Raw genomic sequence first — 18,011 nt, 5'->3', positions numbered from 1 at the left:
GGTGCCTCAGACCGGGTGCTGCGCCCGGGCGCGGGGACCTGTGGACAGCGGCGAGGGCAGCGGGCGCAGCACGGGCTCGGGCCGCAGCAGCTCGTCGAGGCCGGTGAGGCGGACCAGGCGGTGGATCCACGGCTGGTCGCAGACGAGCTGGAAGTGCGCACCGCGCGCGCGGGCGCTCCGGGCGCAGTGGGCGAGCAGGCCGAGGCCGGTGGCGTCGCAGAAGCCCAGCGGACGGATGTCGACGGCGAGGGCGTCGGCCTCGCGGACGAGCGCGTCGAGTTCGGGCCGCAGATGGCGGACGAGGACCAGGTCCAGTTCGCCACGGAGCACGGCGACGGTCAGGGCGCCAGCCGCACGGACGGCGAGATGGGGGTCATGACGGGGGATCAACTGCATCGGACGCTCCACAGGGTGGGTCCAAGTGTCAGGTCGAGGGTGGCCGTAGTCAGGGCGGGAGGGACGTTTCGCCTTGGCCTCAGTCACCGGATCCGGTGAATACACGTCCCCCGGTACGTCGGACGCGCGTGCGAGGGGTCAGGGGTGCTCCGTGCCGAACGGGGCGGCGAGCCGGTGCGGTCGGCGGCCGGCGGTCCCGGGGAATGCCGAGCACGCGGGCGGTCTCGGGGGCGGTACGGCCGGCCCCAGGACACCAGCAGCGCCGGCGGGGTCTGGCGAGCCGGTCGGCTCGGCCGGGCTGCTGCTCCGCGCAGGAAGCGGGGCCCGGGCGGCGAGCAGTCGGCCGACGGGGGCGGCCCGCGGCAGAGGCCCCCCCCCCCGGGCCCCCGGCCCCACCTCGGCCAGGACGAGGCCCCGCAGGAAAACCCCCGTGCCCCCCGTGCCGACCCCGCCCTGATCCCCACCTTCATCCCCGCCCCGACCGCCGTCCGGCAGTCGAGCGCGGCGTCGGCGCGCGCGACGGCGGGGCCGAGGACGACGGCGCGCCCGCGCCGCGCGGTACGGATCCGATCGAGCGGCCCGGCCGGCCCTCGCCCCGCAGCGCCGTCCGGCAGCGGCACGGTCAGCGCCAGGTCGTCGCCGCGCCGGACGGAGAGGAGTCCGGCGTCCCGCCGGGCGCCGCCGGGCCGGCCACCGTCGGGCCGCCTCGTCGGCGGCCCGCCCCCCCGGAGCCGGGAGCGGGCCGTTCCGTGCGGTCAGTGCGCGGCCGGCGCCCCGAACCAGCGCTCCAGCCGCGCGCGCAGCTCCGACGGGTCGTCGCCGGCCCAGACGACGTGGCCGTCCGGACGCAGCAGCGCCGCGGGCGCGCCGGGCTCGTCGCCGGTGGGGGTGACGACGTCCACCCGGTCCTCCCAGCCCGCCGCCGAGAGCGTTCCCGTCCGGTCGAGGAGCAGTCCGCGGCCGGTCCGCGCCGCCTCGTAGAGGCGTCCCTCCTTCAGCGGCACGTCGCGCAGCCGGCGGCCGACCAGTTCGGGATCCCCGTCCTCCGCGTAGTCGTAGCGGATGTCGATCGCGATGAGCTTGGCGATCAGGTGCCGGTTGACCTCGTCGAACTCCATCAGCTCCGCGAGCAGCCGGCGCACCGCGCGCGCTCCCGGCTCCTCGGACATCAGCTCCATCTGGGCGCGGGTGTTGTCGAGCACGGCGGCGGCGACCGGATGGCGCTCGGAGTGGTAGGTGTCGAGCAGCCCCTCGGGCGCCCAGCCCCGCACCTCCGCGGCCAGCTTCCAGCCGAGGTTGAAGGCGTCCTGCACGCCGAGGTTGAGGCCCTGGCCTCCGGTCGGCGGGTGGATGTGGGCGGCGTCGCCGGCGAGCAGGACCCGGCCCTCGCGATAGCGCTCCGCCTGCCGGGTGCCGTCGCCGAAGCGGGAGATCCAGCGGGGGTCGCGGACGCCGAAGTCGGTTCCCCCGACCGCGATCAGACGCTCCCTCAGTTCGTCGAGGGTCGGCGCGGAACGGTCCCGCGAGAGCCCGGCGGCGGGCACGACGACCCGGAAGAGCCCGTCGCCGAGCGGCATCACGCCGTACCGCATCTGCGTCTTGCGGACCTCGGCCACCACCGGGACGACCTCCTCCCAGGGGACCCCGATGCGCACCTCGGCGATCAGCGTCTCGTGCCGGGCGGGCACCCCGGGGAAGCCGATCCCGGTCAGGGCGCGCACCGTGCTGCGCCCGCCGTCGCAGCCGACGAGCCAGCGGGCCCGCAGCCGGCTGCCGTCGGCGAGCTCGGCCGTGACGCCCTCCGCGTCCTGGTCGAGCCCGACCAGTTCCCGGCCGCGCCGCAGCTCCACGCCCAGTTCGCGGGCGTGCTCGTCGAGGATCTCCTCGGTGACGTTCTGCGGGATGCCGAGGACGTAGGAGTGGGCGGTGTCGAGCCCCTCGGGCCAGGAGGTGCCGAGCCCGGCGAAGAAGCCGCCGACCCGGTACTGCTGTCCGCGGGCGAGGAAGCGGTCGAGGAGGCCGCGCTGGTCCATCACCTCGATGCTGCGGACGTGCAGCCCGAGCGCGCGGCTGTGACCGGTCGGCTCGGCCGCCTTCTCCAGGACGAGCGGTCGCAGGCCCCACAGGCGCAGCTCGGACGCGAGCACGAGCCCGGTCGGCCCGCCGCCGATCACGAGGACATCGGCATCGAACATGAACGTTCCCCCATCTGTTTGCGCTGTTCAGGCGCCGATTCTGCGCCACTCGGGGGGCCTTGCCGCAAGGCCCCCCGTGCGCTATACGTTGAAGAGGGCAGTCGACGGGGGCGCGGCCGTCCGGATCACCTCTCAGCGCAGGTCGAGCCGCATGAGGATCCGGGGATGCCCGGCGAGCACCGAGGTGGTGTCGGCGGCCCACACGAAGCCGGCCCGTTCGAAGTTCTTCCGCAGCCCCGCGTAGGCCATCGTCATGTCCACGCGGGCGTCGCCGTTGTCCAGCGGGTACGCCTCCACCGCCGGCGCCCCGTGTGCGCGGGCGAACTCGACCGCGCCCGCGATCAGGGCGTGGCTGACGCCCTTCTTGCGGTGACCGGGGCGGACCCGGACGCACCAGAGTGACCAGACCGGCAGGTCGTCGACGTGCGGAATCTTCCGGTTGCGGGCGAAGGTGGTCTCGGCGCGGGGCGCGACGGCGGCCCAGCCGGCCGGTTCTCCGTCGTCGTAGGCGAGGACGCCCGGCGGCGGCTCCTGGGCGCACAGGCCGGCGACGTACTCGCCCCTGGCCGGTTCGCGCAGCTCGTTGTTGAGCTTGGACGGGATGCGGTAGCTCAGGCAGAAACACACATTGGCCGTGGGCGACTTGGGGCCGATCACGGCACGGACGTCCTCGTAGACGGAGGCCGGGCGCACGTCGATGGTCATGCCCCCACCCTGGCACGGACGCCGCCGCCCGTCAGGCCGTCGGGCGCGGTCCCGGGACCGGCCCGGGCGCCCGCGGACCCCGCCCGTGCGCGGCGCCGACGTGCGCGGCCCGGTATCGGTGCCCGACCCCGGGCGGCGCGCGTGGCCGGGGACGTACCCCTGCTCGGGGCTGCTCCGAACGACGGACCGGGGAGGGTGTCAGACGCGGAGTTCGCGCGCCTCGAAGCGGCCCTGGCCGAGGACGAGGACGAAGGTGATCTGCTGGCCCTCGGAGAGGGAGCGGACCCCGTCCTCGACGTCCTCCGCCCGGAAGAAGACGGGTTCCTCCGATCCCACGGGCAGCACGAAGCCGTATCCGGCGCGGCGGTTGAAGGACTGCACGAATCCGGTGGTGCGGTTCTCCACGGCGACCTCCTTCGCTCCGGGCGCTCACGGCGCCCCACCGGAGGTGTACCCCGTGCGGCCCGGCTCCGCATCCGGGCCGGCCGGGCGGTTCGGGCCGTCCGGGCCCTCCGGGAGCCGGGCGTCGGAACTCAGAACACGGAGAGGCCCGTGATGGTGGTGAAGCGGTCGAGGGCGGCGACGCCGGCGACCGAGTTGCCCCGCTCGTCGAGGCCCGGGCTCCACACGCACAGGGTGCAGCGGCCGGGGACGACGGCGATGATCCCGCCGCCCACGCCGCTCTTGCCGGGCAGCCCGACGCGGTAGGCGAAGTCTCCGGCGGCGTCGTAGGTGCCGCAGGTCAGCATGACGGCGTTGATCTGCTTGGCCTGGCTGCGGGTGAGCAGCCGGCTGCCGTCGGCGCGGACGCCGTGCCGGGCGAGGAAGCCGGTGGCGACGGCGAGGTCGGCGCAGGACGCCTCGACGGAGCACTGCCGGAAGTACTCGCGCAGCAGGGTGGGGACGGGGGTGGAGATGTTGCCGTAGGAGGCCATGAAGTGGGCGAGGGCGGCGTTGCGGTCGCCGTGTTCGCCCTCGGAGGCGGCGACGTCCCGGTCGAAGTCGAGGTCGTCGTTGCCGCTCTCGGCGCGCAGGAAGTCCCGCAGGACCCCGGAGGCGTCGCCGGTGAGCCGGTGGAGCCGGTCGGTGACGACGAGCGCGCCCGCGTTGATGAACGGGTTGCGGGGGATGCCGTTCTCGTACTCCAGCTGCACGAGCGAGTTGAAGGGGTTGCCGGAGGGCTCGCGGCCCACGTGCTCCCACAGCTCGTCGCCCTCCTTGTCGAGGGCGAGCGCGAGACTGAAGACCTTGGTGACGGACTGGGTGGAGAAGGGCCGCTGCCACTCCCCCACCCCGTAGACGCTGCCGTCCACCTCAGCGACGGCCATGCCGAACAGGTTGGGGTCCCCGGCGGCGAGCGCCGGGATGTAGTCGGCCGGGCGGCCACGGCCGGCGAGGCCCTCGATCTCCTCGGCGACGCGTTCGAGGACGGGCAGGAAGGACTGCATCATGATCACATCATGCAGTCCCGGGGGCGCGGGCGACGCCCGGTGTCTTCCGGAGGGCCGGTTCCCGGCCCCCGCGCTCCCGCCGGAGGACCCGTACGCGCTCCGCCCCGCCTTCCCCCGCGGAGGGCGCGGGCCCGGCCGCACATCCGGGCCCGTGCCTCCCGGCGGTCAGCCCGCGACGCGGGCCATCCACTCCTCGACCTCGGCGGAGGTGCGGGGCAGCGCCGCGGACAGGTTCTCGTGGCCCTCCTCCGTGACCAGCAGGTCGTCCTCGATGCGGACGCCGATGCCGCGCCACTCGGCGGGCACGGTGAGGTCGTCGGGCTGGAAGTAGAGGCCCGGCTCCACGGTGAGGACCATGCCCGGCACGAGGACGCCGTCGACGTACTCCTCGTTCCGCGCGGAGGCGCAGTCGTGCACGTCGAGCCCGAGCATGTGGCCCGTTCCCGCCATGGTGAAGCGCCGCTGGAGGCCGAGCTCGTACGCGCGGTCCACCGGCCCCTCGATGAAGCCCCACTCGACCAGCCTCGCCGCCAGGTGCCGCTGGGCGGCCTCGTGGAAGGCGCGGTAGGGGGCGCCGGGCTTCACCGCGTCGAAGCCGGCCTGCTGGGCCTCGTACACGGCGTCGTACACCTGCCGCTGGACGTCGGTGAAAGTGCCGCTGATGGGGAGGGTGCGGGTGACGTCGGCGGTGTAGAGGGAGTGGGTCTCCACGCCCGCGTCGAAGAGGAGCAGCTCGCCGGGGCGGACGGGGCCGTCGTTGGAGGTCCAGTGCATGATCGTGGCGTGGTCGCCGGCGGCGCAGATGGAGCCGTAGCCGACCGAGTTGCCCTCCAGGCGGGCGCGGCGGAAGAAGGTGCCCTCGATCCAGCGCTCGGAGGTGGCGACGGCGGTGGAGAGGTCGCCGATGGCGTCGGTGAAGCCGCGGACGGTGGAGTCGACGGCCTTGCGGAGCTCGCCGATCTCCCAGGCGTCCTTGACCAGGCGGAGCTCGCTGAGCGCGTCCTCCAGTTCGGTGTCCCGCTCCTCGTCGGTGGTGACGGCCGCCTCCAGGGCGGGGTCGACGCCGCGCAGGATCCGGGTGGGCACGCCGGCGCCCGCCGCCAGGTGGGCGGGGAGTTCGCGGACGTCGCGGCAGGCCAGTCCGAGGACCCGCTCGGCCTCGGCGAGGGAGAGCCGGCGGCCCATCCACAGCTCGGCGGTGTAGCCGATCCAGAAGGTGTCGTCGTCGCGGCCGTCGCGGGGCAGCACATAGCCGTACGCGTCGTGGCCGCCGTCCGCGCGGGGCTCCAGGACCAGGGCGCAGTCGCGGGCCTGGTCGCCGGTCATGTGGACGTACGCGGAGTGCGGGCGGAAGGGGTACGTGTCGTCGTTCGAGCGGACCTTGAGGTTGCCGGACGGGATCACCAGGCGCTCGCCGGGGAAGCGCGCGGAGAGCGCGGCGCGCCGGGCGGCGGCGTAGGGCGCCTGCTCGGACTCGGTCAGGTCGTGCCGCTCGGTGTCGGCCCAGCCGGTCCGCATGAGCGCGGAGAGTTCCTCGGATATGCCGTCGTACAGGCCGTTCTTGCGACCCTTCGCCACGTCGTGCTCCTTCGTCGAGTCCCTCGCGGGGAACCGCCGGTCGTCGGCGGCTCACGGACCGTAGCCCGCCCCGCCGGGCCGTGGGGCCGGAGAGTGCCAGTGGCACGGATCGGACACACGGGGGTGCGGGCGGCGGCCAGAATGGGGCCATGGCGAAGGAGAGACTGGGCGAGGCGCTGCGGCTCCTGGGCCTCGGCGAGACGGCGGCGCGGGTCTACCGCGCGCTCCTGGAGCGGGCGCCGGCGCCGCTGGCGGCCGTCGGCGCGGCGGTCGGGGTCGAGGGGGCGGCGCTGGCGGAGGCGTACGGGGAGCTCGTCGACGCCGGGCTCGCGAGCCCGGCGGTCGACGACGGCGACACGGTGGCTCCGGTGCCGCCCGCGGCGGGCCTGGAGATCCTCGGCCGGCACCGGGCGGCGGAGCTCGACGAGTCGCGGATCACCGTGGGCGGCGCCTTCGAGTCGTTCCGGCGGCAGCGGCTCGCCGCGTACAACGACGACCTGGTGGAGGTGGTGACCGGGGAGGCGATCGGGCCGCGGATGCGGCAGGCGTGGGCGAGCGCCCGGCAGCAGATCCGGCAGCTGGACTCGCCGCCGTACTTCGCGGTCCCCGGCGCCACCGACGACGCCCTGGCGACCCTCGCCCGCGGCGTCACCCAGCGGGTCATCTACTCCCGGGCCTCGCTGGAGCAGCCCGGCCATCTGGAGCGGTCGATCGAGCCGGTGATCGCGGCCGGCGAGCAGGCCCGGGTGCTGCCGTCCGTACCGGTCAAGCTGGTGATCATCGACGAGGCGTACGCGCTGGTGTCGCTGTCGATCCGGGAGGCCGACGTGTTCACCACGATGCTGGTGGTGCAGCCGTGCGGCCTGTTCTCGGCGCTTGTGGCGCTCTTCGAGCAGTCCTGGCGGGACGCGCTGCCCTTCCACGGCCGCACCGCGCTCCCGGGCGGCCTCCCGCCGGCCGACCGGCGGCTGCTGTGGCTGCTGGCCGGGGGTGCGGCGGACGAGGTGATCGCCCGGAAGATCGGGGTCAGCCGCCGCACCCTCTTCCGTCGCATCCAGGTCCTGATGGCCCGGCTCGGCGCCACCAACCGCTTCCAGCTGGCGCTCCAGGCACAGCGGCACGGCTGGCTCTGACCTGCGGGGTCCCTGCCCCCGGCCGGGGGCGGGGACCCCGCAGGCCCACGGGCCCCGGGGCGGGAGCTCCGCAGGTTCGCGGGCCCCCGACCCCGGGCGCCCCGCAGGTTCGCGGCCCCCTGGGTCAGGCGCCCAGGTGCTTGCGCAGGAAGGTGTACATCAGGGCCTTGTTGCGAGCGGCCTGCGCGTTGTCCGTGGCGCCCGCGTGCCCGCCGCCGGTGTTCTCGTGGAAGAGGACCGGGTGCCCCAGCTCGCGCAGCCGCGCCGCCGCCTTGCGCGCGTGCCCGGGATGGACCCGGTCGTCGCGCGTCGAGGTGGTGAGCAGCACCGGCGGGTAGGGGGCGTCGGCGGTGAGCCGGTGGTAGGGGGAAAGGTCCCGCAGGTGCGGCAGGTCGGCCTCGTCGTCGGGGTCGCCGTACTCGGCGATCCAGGAGGCGCCGGCGAGCAGCTTGTGGAAGCGGACCATGTCGAGCAGCGGCACCTGGCAGACGATCGCGCCGAACAGCTCGGGGTAGCGGGTCAGCATGGCGCCCATGAGGAGGCCGCCGTTGCTGCCGCCGGCCGCGCCGAGCCGCTCCGGGGTGGTGATGCCCCGGGCCACGAGGTCGCGGGCGACGGCCGCGAAGTCCTCGAAGGCCCGGTGCCGGTGGACGCCGAGCGCGGCCCGGTGCCAGTCGGGGCCGTACTCGCCGCCGCCCCGGATGTTGGCGATGACGTAGGTGCCGCCGCTCTCCAACCAGCCGCGGCCGGTGAGCGAGGCGTAGGACGGGGTGAGGGAGACCTCGAAGCCGCCGTAGCCGTACAGCAGGGTCGGGCCGGGGCCCTCGGAGCGGTCCGGGCCGATGACGAAGTACGGGACGCGGGTCCCGTCGTCGGAGACGGCGAAGGCCTGCTCGACGGAGAGCCCGGTGATGTCGAAGCGGGCGGGCGCCTGACGCAGGACCTCGGTGTCGCCGCCGATGTCGCCGCGGGTGAGCGTGGACGGCTGGAGGAAGCCCGAGACGTCGAGGAAGTACTCGTCGGAGACGTCCGGGTCGGTGTCGGTGACGGCGACCGCCGACAGCGGCGGGACGTCGGCGAGCGGGGCCCTCGACCAGCCGCCCTCCTCGCGCGGGGTGAGCACCTCGATGCGGGTGCTGACGTCCCGCATGGTCTCCAGGATCAGGTGGTGGCGGGTCCAGGAGTGTCCGGCGAGCGCCGTCCGCTCGTCGGGGACGAACAGGGCCTCGGCGGTGCGGTCGCCGGCCAGGAAGGCGTCGAAGCCGAAGGCGAGGAGGGCGCCGGCGGGGTGCCCGAGCCACGGCGACTTGAGGGTGACGATCAGGTGCTTGCGGTGGGCGTAGACCTCGGCGTCCTCGGGGACCTCGATCCGCACGAGCCGGTCGCCGGCGGTGACGAGGTGGGTCTCGCTGCGGAAGAAGTCGAGGGACCGGCCGACGAAGTCGCGCTCGTAACCGGGGGTGGGGTCGTGCCAGGCCCAGGCGGAGACGTCGGAGGGCTCGCCCTCGAAGAGGGTGACGGCCTCGGCGAGCGGGGTGCCGCGCCGCCAGCGGCGGACCGTGCGCGGGTAGCCGGCGTCGGTGAGCGAGCCGGGGCCGTGGTCGGTGCCGACGAAGACGGTGTCGGCGTCGACCCAGCCGATGCTCGTCTTCGCCTCCGGGACGGTGAAGCCGTCCTCGACGAAGCCGCGGGACGGCAGGTCGAACTCGCGGACGACGACGGCGTCGCCGCCGTCGCGGGAGAGGCTGACCAGCGCCCGGTCGTGGTCGGGCCGCCGCACCCGGGCCCCGGCCCACACCCACTTCTCGCCCTCGGCCTCGGCGAGCGCGTCCACGTCGAGCAGCACCTCCCATTCGGGGGCGTCCTTGCGGTACTGCTCCAGGGTGGTGCGCCGCCACAGGCCCCGTACGTGTGCGGCGTCCTGCCAGAAGTTGTAGAGGTAGGGGCCCCGGCGGGTGGTGTACGGGATGCGGTCGACGGCGTCGAGCACCTCGCGCAGGCGCTCCGCGAAGGCGTCGAAGCCGGGATCGGAGGCCAACTCGGCCTCCGTCTCGGCGTTCCGCTCGGCCACCCAGGCGAGGGCTGCCTCGCTGTCCACGTCTTCCAGCCACAGGTACGGATCGTCATGATTCACGCGGGCCATTCTCCCCCGCCGCCGGGCGGAGGGGCCCGCTCAGTCGGCGACCAGCTTGTGCACCACGGTCCCGTCGGCGTCGACCGCCAGGTAGCCCGTCGCGGAGTAATCGTTGGTGCGGTAGACGAGGAGGGTCGGGCGGTCCTTGTTGAAGGACCAGCGCTGCGCGATCAGGTACCGCGAGGTGGCCGCCTCGACCTTCAGTTCGCGGTCGGCGCGCTTCGCCAGCTCCGGCAGGTCGTCCCAGGGCATCCGGGTCGGGTCGAACGGCTGCTCGTCGGCACGGGAGGAGCTGATGGTGCCACCCACCCCCTGCCGGCTGACCTCGCCGTCCCGGTACTGGTACCGGTCGTAGGTCCTCGCGCCGGGCCTGGTGGGGATCTCCGCGATCACGTACTCCTCGTAGACGAACAGCTGCTTGACGGTGGACACACCGGTGGCGTCCCGGAAGGCGGCGACGGCGGTGCGGACCCCGGCGGGCGTGAGGTGGGAACCGGCGGCCGGGGTGGACGTCGGAGCGCTGGTCGTCGAGGTGCCGCCGGGTGAGGCGGTGCGGTCGGCGGTGCCGCCGGGCGAGGCGGTGCCGGTCTGCTTGCCGTCGGCGGAGCCGAGGGCGCCGGTTCCGCCGCCGTCGCCGTTCGGTAGGAACTGGGAGATGCCGAGGGCGAGGAGTGCCGCCGACAGGACCAGGCCGCCGGCGATCCTGGCCAGGCGCCGGCGCCGGTCGGGCGCGCGGGCCGGGACGGGCGGGCGGTGGTCGGGCCGGGCGTACGGGTGGGGCGGGGGTGCCGGATGGGGCAGGAGTGCCGGGTGGGCGACGGGTGTCGGCGGGCCGAAGCCCGCGGGCACGGCGTCGGCCGGGCCGTCCGCGGCCGCCTCGGCCTCGGCGAGGAGGAGTTCGAGGAGCGCGCCGTCCGGACGCAGCGCCGGGTCGCGGACCAGGAGGCGGGCGAGGACGGGGGCGAGGGCGCCGGAGCGGACCGGCGCCGGGATCGGGTCGTCGAGGACGGCGACGACGGTGGCGAGGCTGGTGGCGCGGCGCAGCGGGTGGTACCCCTCGGTGGCCACGTACAGGAGCATCCCGAGGGACCACAGGTCGGAGGCCGGGTTGCCCTCCTCGCCGCGGACGCGCTCGGGGGCGATGAACTCGGCGGATCCGATGAGGTCGCCGGAGGCGGTGAGCCGGGAGGTCGACTCGTCGAGGACGGCGATGCCGAAGTCGGTGAGCACGGCGCCGCCTTCGGCGCGCAGCAGCACGTTGGCGGGCTTGACGTCGCGGTGCTGGATGCCGGCGGCGTGGGCGGCGCGCAGGGCGCCGAGGACCTGCCGGCCGAGGGCGATCGCCTCGCGGACGGACATCGGCCCGGCGGCGAGCCGGTCGGCGACCGAGCTGCCCTCGACCAGTTCCATGACGATCCACGGGGCCGAGCCGTCGGCGGGTTCGACGATGTGGTGGACCGTCACGACGTGCGGGTGCGAGAGCCGGGCGAGCGCCCGGGCCTCGCGGACGGCCCGGGCCCGCAGCTGCTCCGTGAGGCCGGGGTGGGCCGCCTCGGCGGCGGGGTCGGGCGGGCGGACCTCCTTGAGGGCGACGTCCCGGTCGAGGGCGATGTCGCGGGCCCGCCAGACGGTGCCCATGCCACCGCTGCCGAGCCGGGAGACCAGCCTGAACCGTCCGTCGACGAGCGGTCTGCCGTCGTCGTCACTCGTGCTCATGAGCGGTCATCGTAGGCGGCCGGGGTGACAGCCGTCGGCCCGGGCGGCGCACCGGAGCGCGCCGCCCGGACCCGCGGGGTCAGGGCTTCATCTCGTACGCGTCGGACAGCGCCTCGACGCGGGACCAGACGCGGGCGGTGCGGGCCTCGTCGACGACGGGCCGGCGGACCGCGCCGAGCGCCCAGGCCTGCTGCGCCTCGGTGGCGGAGTCCTTGCCGTGGAGTTCGACGGCGTGGGCGGAGAAGTCCCGGACGAGGACGGCGAAGAGCTCGTCGAGCACGTCCTCGTCGAGGCCGGTGAGGGCGGCCTGCTCCAGGACGAGCTGGGCGTGGACGACGAGCGCGAAGAGCTGGCCGACGGCGAGGAGCAGGTCCAGGTCGCGGCTCTGGGTCTCGTCGGGCGCGGCGGTGCGGACGAAGTCGCAGAGCGCGTCGGCCTGTTCGCGGAAGCGGGCGACGTTGGGGAGCCGGTCGTACGCGTCGAAGGCCGGCCGCCAGTCGTGGAAGCGGACGGAGCCGAGGCCGCGGGCGGGTCCCTGACGGAAGAGGAAGGTGTCGTCGGCGGCGTCGAGACGGGTGGGGACGGGCTCGTAGGCGGCCGGGGCGAGGAGGTGGTTGCCCATGAACTTGAGGATCAGGGCCAGGTTGACGTGGACCGTGCCCTCCAGCTTCGGCAGGCCGCGGATCTCGACGGCGGCCTGCGCGAAGTAGTTGTCCTTCTCGAAGCCCTTGGCGGCGATGACGTCCCACATGAGGTCGATGACCTTCTCGCCCTCGGTGGTCACCTTCATCTTCGTCATGGGGTTGAAGAGGAGGTAGCGGCGGTCGTCGGGTCCGGCGGTGCGGAAGTAGTCGACGGCGCGGTCGCTGAAGAGCTTCATGCCGACCAGGCGCACGTAGGCGTCGGTGAGCTCGCGGCGCACGTGCGGGAAGGCGGTGACGGGGCGGCCGTAGAGGACGCGGTTCTGCGCGTGGGTGACGGCCTCGTACATCGCGTGCTCGCAGATGCCGATGGAGGCGGTGCAGAGGTTGAACTTGCCGACGTTGACGGTGTTCAGGGCGGCGTCGAAGGCGGCGCGGCCGGTGTGGAGGACGTCGGCGGCGGCGACCGGGTAGTCCTCCAGGCGGAACTCGCTGACGTACTTCGAGGAGTCGACGACGTTCTTGACCAGGTGGTAGGCCGGGTGACGGCTGTCGGCGGCGAAGAAGACGTAGCCGTCGGGGCCCTCGACGTCGGTGCGGCGGCCGAAGACGGAGACCAGGCCCGCCTTGTTGCCGTTGCCGATGTAGTACTTGGAGCCGGTGGCGCGGAAGCCGCCCTCGCCGTCGGGGGTGAGCAGCATGTCGGTGGAGTAGATGTCGGCGCCGTGCGTCTTCTCGGAGAGGCCGAAGGCGAACACCTCTCCCTGGTCGAGGAGTTCGGCGGCGCGGGCGCGGGCGTCGGCGTTGTCGCTCTGCCAGACCGGGCCGAGGCCGAGGATGGTGACCTGCCAGGCGTACCAGTAGTCGAGCCCGTAGAAGCCGAGGATCTCGTTGAGGGCGGCGATGCGGGCGGTGTCCCACCGCTTGTCGCCCTGGCCCTCGCCGGCCTCGGCCGCCGGGGTCAGGAAGGTGGCGAAGAGCCCTTCCTCGGCGGCGAAGGCGAGGAAGTCGCCGAGCCAGGCGCGGGTCCGGTAGTCCTCGATGATCCGGCGCTTGCCGCGCTCCTCGAACCAGTCGACGGTGGCGCGCAGCAGCCTGCGGGTCTCGGGGTCGAAGTGCGCGGGGTCGTAGGTGCGGGGGTTGAACAGGAGCGCGTCGGTCATGGGGCAACCGCCTTGGTGTTGAGGGTGGGTGAGGGTGGGTGGATGAGGGGTAAATGGATGAGACTGACTGGGTAAGGGCGCGGGCCGGTTCCGGGGGCCTCAGAACCGGCGCAGGGTGGCGAGGACGTCGTCGAGCCAGGCGATCATCATGCGTTCGTACGCGATGCCGCCGCGCAGCACGACGTACTGGAGCTCGCGCTCGGGGTCCGGGGGCCCGTCGGGCGCGGCCGGGAAGTCGCGCTCCTCGCCGGCGAGGTAGTGGGCGAGGCGGTCGGCGTGCGCCTGCCGGTGCCGCTCGACCTCGCGGACGAGTCCGGCCGGGTCGTCGAAGGCCGCGCCCCGGATCTTCACGGCGAGGTCGTGCCGGACGCTCTCGGGCTCGATCGGTTCGTGCAGCCAGGAGCTGAGCGCCGCGTGCCCGAGGTCGGCGACGGAGTACTCCTTCTTGTCCGGCCGCCCTTGCTGGGGCACTTCGCGGGCGGCCACCCAGCCGTCGTTCTCCATCCGCTTGAGGACGCGGTAGATCTGCTGGTGGGTGGCGGTCCAGAAGTAGCCGATGGACCGCTCGAACCGGCGGGCCAGTTCGTATCCGGACCCCGGCTTCTCCAGCAGGGACACGAGGATCGCGTGTTCGAGCGCCATACCGACGATCCTGCTATGCAACTGGTTGCATAGCAAGGCGGTCGGCCACCGATGAGACACGCCTCACGGCTGTGATCGCCGGCGCTGCTCGGCGGACGGCGGCGCTGGCCGGCGCCCGCGGCGCCCGTCGCCGTCGGTGAAAGTCCCCCCTGCTCGAATCGGCGGATGAGTGAGACCTCCGTCGACCTCGATGTCGTCACGGTGCGGTCCGGTGCGCTTGTCCTGGGGGCGGCGGCTGGATCGATCAATGGCCCGAGCCCGGTGACCCGTTGACCGTACGGGCACGGGCGACGCCGACGGAGAGCCGATCCGGCTCGGTGACCTGCCGGTCGACCGCTGCGGCATGGTCCTCGGGGACGCCCGCGCCCTCGACTCGTCGTCGGGCCGGGGGGGGCGAGTCGGTCGACGGACTCGCTGGCGTCCGGTGCCGGGGAAAGGCCCTTATGGGCGGCTCGACGCCCGTCAGCAGACGCCGACCGGAACCGCCGACGACCGCTGGCGACCGCCGACAACCGCTGAGAGGTCGTCGTTCCACCTCAGCCCAGACGCCGCACCCCTCCCCCGGCTACCGATGAGGTCACGACGGCCCGCTCTTCCCGGGCCCCTCTCACGCCATCTGGAAGACCAGGGAGAGGACCTCCGCGAGGCGCCGTTTCAGCGGCTCGGCGTGCGGGGTCCGTACGGGGCCGGGGCCCCCGGTCCGGGGGCGTACGCCGACGTCGGCGAGGAGGTACAGCATCCGCAGGGTACGCATGGCGTTGGAGACGTGCGCCGCCGTCGTGGGGACGCCGGGCGGCCGCCCGGCGGCGAAGGCCGCCTCGACCGGCTCCAGCCAGCGCAGCGCCTCGGCCTCGGTCAGCTCGGGCCGGTTCAGGGTGCGGGCGATGCCCTGCGCGAGCCGGTCGTCCTCCTGCTGGTCGAAGACGTGGTCGGTGGGGGCCACGAGCCGCTCGGCCGCGAGGGCGAGCATGCCGCCCGGGTCGACCTCCGGGTGGGAGCCGAAGGTGCCGAGCAGGTCGGCCCCGTGCGCGACGGCGTGCAGCCAGCCGAGCCGGGCGTCGTGGCCGCGCAGGTCGGTCTCGGCGGGGTACCACCGCCGGAAGGCGGCGAGCCACGCCGGGTCGAAGTCGCCGCGGGCGACGATCATGTCGAGGACGAGCGGGGCGAAGGTACGCGCCTGGACCTCGGGGTCGCCGAAACGGGCGGCCATCACGGCACCCAGGCGCGCGCGCAGCGGCCGGTCGATCACGTCGCGCTCGATCCAGGTCCGCAGCACGACGTGAGGCGCGCCGTCGCGGAGGTCGGGATCGGGGTGTCGCAGCGCCTCGGCCAGCTCGTCGGCGAGCGCGGGCAGGTCGGCGGCGGCAGGGGCGGGACAACCGTCCTCGTAGAGGCGGAGCCAGCGGGCCGCGTCGATGGGCGGCGTCCGGTCGTTCTTGATCACGGTCTCACCCTCGGCGGCGCGCCCGGAGATGGTCAACCGATTATCGGACGGACCGGTCGGGGTGGTGGACGGGACCGGCCGGGGCCGGCCGAGTCGGGTCGGGTCGGGTTACGGGAAGGGGGGCGGGCCGGCCGAGGTGGGCCGAGACGGGGCCGCCCTGTCAGTCGGGCTGGCTAGGCTCGGCCGCATGACGACGACGCACCTGGTGGACGCGGCGTGGGACCGCATCGATCGCTGGCTCCTGACGCACGCGCCGCGCACCTTCGCCACGCTCGCACCGCCCGCACGGGAGGAGGACATCCGTGCGACCGAGCGGGAGTTGGGGGTCGCCTTCCCGCCGGACCTCCGCGCCTCGCTGCTGCGTCACGACGGCACCCGGCCGGGGCCGGAAGCGCTCCGCTTCGACACCCACGACCGACTCCTCGGGCTCCGGGGCATGGTGGAGGCGACCGGCTTCCTGCGGTCGATCGCGGCGGACCTGTACGACGAGGAGGAGGAAGAGGAGGAGGAGGAGAACGAAGACGGAGCGGATGGCTACTGGGCGCACGGCTACGTGCAGTTCGGCTCGTACGAGGTCACCGCCGACGGTGTCGTCATCGACTGCGATCCGCGCCGGGACACGTACGGCACGATCGGCCGCTTCTTCGACGAGATCGGCACCACCTTCGGCAAGGCCGACTCGCTGGGCGCCTATCTGACGCGGCTGGCGGACGGCCTGGAGGGCACGGCGCACCCGGCACCGGTGGTCTTCGCCGGACGGCTCATCTGGGAGGGACCGTCCGAACGCCTCCCGGAGTGGCGGCACGCCGGTGCGCCGCTCCCCGGCCCTGGCGTGGAACTCCCCCCGCTCGACCTGCCCGAGGACCCGACGGAACGCCTGAAGGTGGGTTGCCTGTACGGCTTGGGCGAGCTCGCCGCCCTCGTCGCCACCCTCCCTCCGGAGCGCATCGCCGCGGCGGCCGGCAAACAGGCCCGCCGCCTGGCCGAGGAGACCGGCCTCGCGGCGTACCCGGAGCTGGCCGACGCCCTGGCTGCCCTCGATGCCTCGAACACGTCCGGCACCTCGGCGTCCGCCCCTCCGCTGGACAGCCCCGCCCTCCTGCGCCTGCGTGCCGTGAAGGCGTGGGCGGAGTCGTCCGGCGACCGCGTCCGGGCCGCGGCCGCCGTCGAACTGGCCCACGCCGTACGGGGCTCCGCCTACCGTGCGGTCGCCCAGATCCCCACGACCCGGGCCCTGTACGTCCGCCTGTGGCGCGACGACCTCCACGCCGACCTCGGGGGCCCGCCGCTCCCGCCGCAACCCGACGACACCTTCTGGGCCCGACTCCGCAACCCGGCCATCGACGCGGACGCGTACGCCGACTGGCACAGACAGAAGAACGCCTCCGCCCCCACGCCGTGAGTGCGGTCGGCTCCGCACACGTCGCGGTCGCATGCCGCCAGGTGGCCTCGCGCCTCCCCGCCCTGTCAGGTCGAGCTCGCCGACTGCCTTGAGGGATGATCCCCTGCGTGAGTGAAGAGGTAGGTGCAGGCGCGGCCGGCGCTCGTGCGTGGGATGAGCGGCTGGGCTGGGCATTCGGGCTGATAGCGGATGATCCGGCCACGAGAACCGCGGCGCTTGTTCGTCTGGCTGAGGCCCAGCGTAAGGTCGCGGCAGCACGCGGCCGATCCAACGAGATGTGGTTGCTGACGCACCCTCTGGGAGCGAGCGAGCAGTACCAGGAGCCGGCCTTTCTACAGGCACGACAGAAGTATCAGCAGGCTCAGAGCGGTTCACTGCCTGATGGGGTGTGGAGTCGCCCTGTGAGTGGAGATCTGGCGACGTGGCCGGGTTGCCCTATGCCCTGCTCTTCTTGGAGTGGGAGGCGAGGTTCCCGCAGGAGTGGACCCGGCATGCGAAGTCGTGGGGTACGAAGCAGAGCCTGATCCGGGACATGGCCCGCACCCATCAGGACGAGGCGGTCAAGGCGACGCTCACCGACCTGGTCGAGATCGTCGTCCGACGCGCTTATCGCTGCAAAGACCGCGAATACGTGCGGGTTGCCCGAGCCGTCGACAGCGCCGATGTGCGCGGCAGGCTCGATCGTGCCGTCGATTCGGACAGCCCGTGGGCCCGGTGCAGGCCGGGTATGTTCTCTGGCTCCTCGACCACCCCGAGCTGCCGAATACCCGTCGTGTCTGGCGGGCCTGGGTGGCGGGTCGGGCCGCCGCGTTGATCTGACCGGGAAGAGTCCCGTGATCATGGAGTGCTCTACGCCTCGTGATCCGCCTGGAAATCGTGCCAGCCGCGCTGCCACGCCGATCCCGCCCGCCTTGGACCAGCTCCACGAGGGGCCCGACATCGCGCCCACCGGGGTACCCTATCTGCTGCAGCGTCTGGCTGAGGTACCCGACCCGCGCGATCCGCGCGTAGTGCGGCACGCGCTCGCCCCCGCTCTCACCCTGACTGCCTCCGTGCGCGGTGCCGGCCGGGGCGACCTCCCTGCTCGCGGTCGGCGAGTGCAGCGCGCGCCCCGCCGCCCGCACTGGAGCGGCTCGGCGCCCGCTCTGACCCGGCGCTGCCCCAGCGCCAGGTCCCGGCCGAGACGACGGTCCGCCGACCGCGAGCCGGCTGGAGCCGGGGCCGCGCGGCCTGTCCGTGGAGGGGAAGTCCTTGCGCGGGGCGGCGAAGGCCCGGGGGCGGGGCGGCCCTGAAACGCGGAAAAGCCCCGCACCATGAGGTGCGGGGCTTTCCCACAATGATTGTTCGGCGGCGTCCTACTCTCCCACAGGGTCCCCCCTGCAGTACCATCGGCGCTGAAAGGCTTAGCTTC

The 18,011-nt window shown here is 73.9% G+C and carries 14 protein-coding genes; 3 read left to right on the top strand and 11 right to left on the bottom strand.

Features of this window, described 5'->3' with window-relative positions; all coding sequences use genetic code 11:
- Positions 1 to 6: 6 nt before the first annotated feature.
- The 6 genes from ACFZCF_RS30715 to ACFZCF_RS30690 form a co-directional block, all read right to left on the bottom strand.
- Entirely contained in the window at positions 7 to 396 is a 390-nt protein-coding gene (locus tag ACFZCF_RS30715; RefSeq protein ID WP_391290323.1) for an STAS domain-containing protein, read from the bottom strand.
- Between the two features lie 755 nt (positions 397 to 1,151).
- A complete protein-coding gene (gene rox, locus ACFZCF_RS30710) occupies positions 1,152 to 2,591 on the bottom strand; it encodes a rifampin monooxygenase (protein ID WP_388449817.1) in 1,440 nt (479 codons plus the stop codon).
- A 132-nt stretch (positions 2,592 to 2,723) separates the two neighbouring features.
- Positions 2,724 to 3,296 (bottom strand): GNAT family N-acetyltransferase, encoded by a 573-nt coding sequence (locus ACFZCF_RS30705; protein WP_391290321.1) that lies wholly within the window; start codon positions 3,294 to 3,296, stop codon positions 2,724 to 2,726.
- Between the two features lie 198 nt (positions 3,297 to 3,494).
- Positions 3,495 to 3,701, bottom strand: a complete 207-nt coding sequence (locus ACFZCF_RS30700) for a cold-shock protein (RefSeq protein WP_388449820.1) — start codon at positions 3,699 to 3,701, stop codon at positions 3,495 to 3,497.
- 128 nt (positions 3,702 to 3,829) lie between these two features.
- Positions 3,830 to 4,747 (bottom strand): glutaminase, encoded by a 918-nt coding sequence (locus ACFZCF_RS30695; protein WP_391290319.1) that lies wholly within the window; start codon positions 4,745 to 4,747, stop codon positions 3,830 to 3,832.
- 165 nt (positions 4,748 to 4,912) lie between these two features.
- Positions 4,913 to 6,325: an aminopeptidase P N-terminal domain-containing protein gene (locus ACFZCF_RS30690; RefSeq protein ID WP_391290318.1), complete on the bottom strand. Its 1,413-nt coding sequence runs from the start codon at positions 6,323 to 6,325 to the stop codon at positions 4,913 to 4,915.
- A 149-nt stretch (positions 6,326 to 6,474) separates the two neighbouring features.
- On the opposite strand from ACFZCF_RS30690, the gene ACFZCF_RS30685 reads away from it, so the two are divergent.
- Entirely contained in the window at positions 6,475 to 7,458 is a 984-nt protein-coding gene (locus tag ACFZCF_RS30685; protein WP_391290316.1) for a LuxR family transcriptional regulator, read from the top strand.
- Between the two features lie 124 nt (positions 7,459 to 7,582).
- Here ACFZCF_RS30685 and ACFZCF_RS30680 read toward each other — a convergent pair whose 3' ends face one another.
- The 5 genes from ACFZCF_RS30680 to ACFZCF_RS30660 form a co-directional block, all read right to left on the bottom strand.
- A complete protein-coding gene (locus ACFZCF_RS30680) occupies positions 7,583 to 9,601 on the bottom strand; it encodes a prolyl oligopeptidase family serine peptidase (RefSeq protein ID WP_391290314.1) in 2,019 nt (672 codons plus the stop codon).
- A 30-nt stretch (positions 9,602 to 9,631) separates the two neighbouring features.
- The gene (locus ACFZCF_RS30675; protein ID WP_391290312.1) at positions 9,632 to 11,308 is read right to left on the bottom strand and encodes a protein kinase; all 1,677 of its coding nucleotides are present in this window, start codon (positions 11,306 to 11,308) and stop codon (positions 9,632 to 9,634) included.
- Between the two features lie 79 nt (positions 11,309 to 11,387).
- Positions 11,388 to 13,112, bottom strand: coding sequence for an acyl-CoA dehydrogenase family protein (locus ACFZCF_RS30670; protein ID WP_388449832.1), 1,725 nt, complete (start codon positions 13,110 to 13,112; stop codon positions 11,388 to 11,390).
- A gap of 99 nt (positions 13,113 to 13,211) precedes the next feature.
- Positions 13,212 to 13,754 carry a helix-turn-helix transcriptional regulator gene (locus ACFZCF_RS30665; RefSeq protein ID WP_391290310.1) on the bottom strand — a complete coding sequence of 181 codons (543 nt, stop codon included), beginning with the start codon at positions 13,752 to 13,754 and terminating at the stop codon, positions 13,212 to 13,214.
- Positions 13,755 to 14,361: 607 nt separating this feature from the next.
- Positions 14,362 to 15,234 carry a DUF2785 domain-containing protein gene (locus tag ACFZCF_RS30660; protein WP_391290309.1) on the bottom strand — a complete coding sequence of 291 codons (873 nt, stop codon included), beginning with the start codon at positions 15,232 to 15,234 and terminating at the stop codon, positions 14,362 to 14,364.
- A 151-nt stretch (positions 15,235 to 15,385) separates the two neighbouring features.
- Between ACFZCF_RS30660 and ACFZCF_RS30655 the strand changes: the two genes are divergently transcribed.
- On the top strand, positions 15,386 to 16,600 hold the full coding sequence (locus tag ACFZCF_RS30655; RefSeq protein WP_391290307.1) for an SMI1/KNR4 family protein: 1,215 nt from the start codon (positions 15,386 to 15,388) through the stop codon (positions 16,598 to 16,600).
- A 421-nt stretch (positions 16,601 to 17,021) separates the two neighbouring features.
- Positions 17,022 to 17,414 (top strand): hypothetical protein, encoded by a 393-nt coding sequence (locus tag ACFZCF_RS30650; RefSeq protein ID WP_391290305.1) that lies wholly within the window; start codon positions 17,022 to 17,024, stop codon positions 17,412 to 17,414.
- Positions 17,415 to 18,011: the final 597 nt, after the last annotated feature.

This window comes from Streptomyces sp. NPDC007945 (genome assembly GCF_042958885.1).
Classification (GTDB): Bacteria; Actinomycetota; Actinomycetes; order Streptomycetales; family Streptomycetaceae; genus Streptomyces.
Note: the sequence above shows the minus strand (reverse complement) of the source record. Positions and strands in the feature narration are given on the sequence as shown.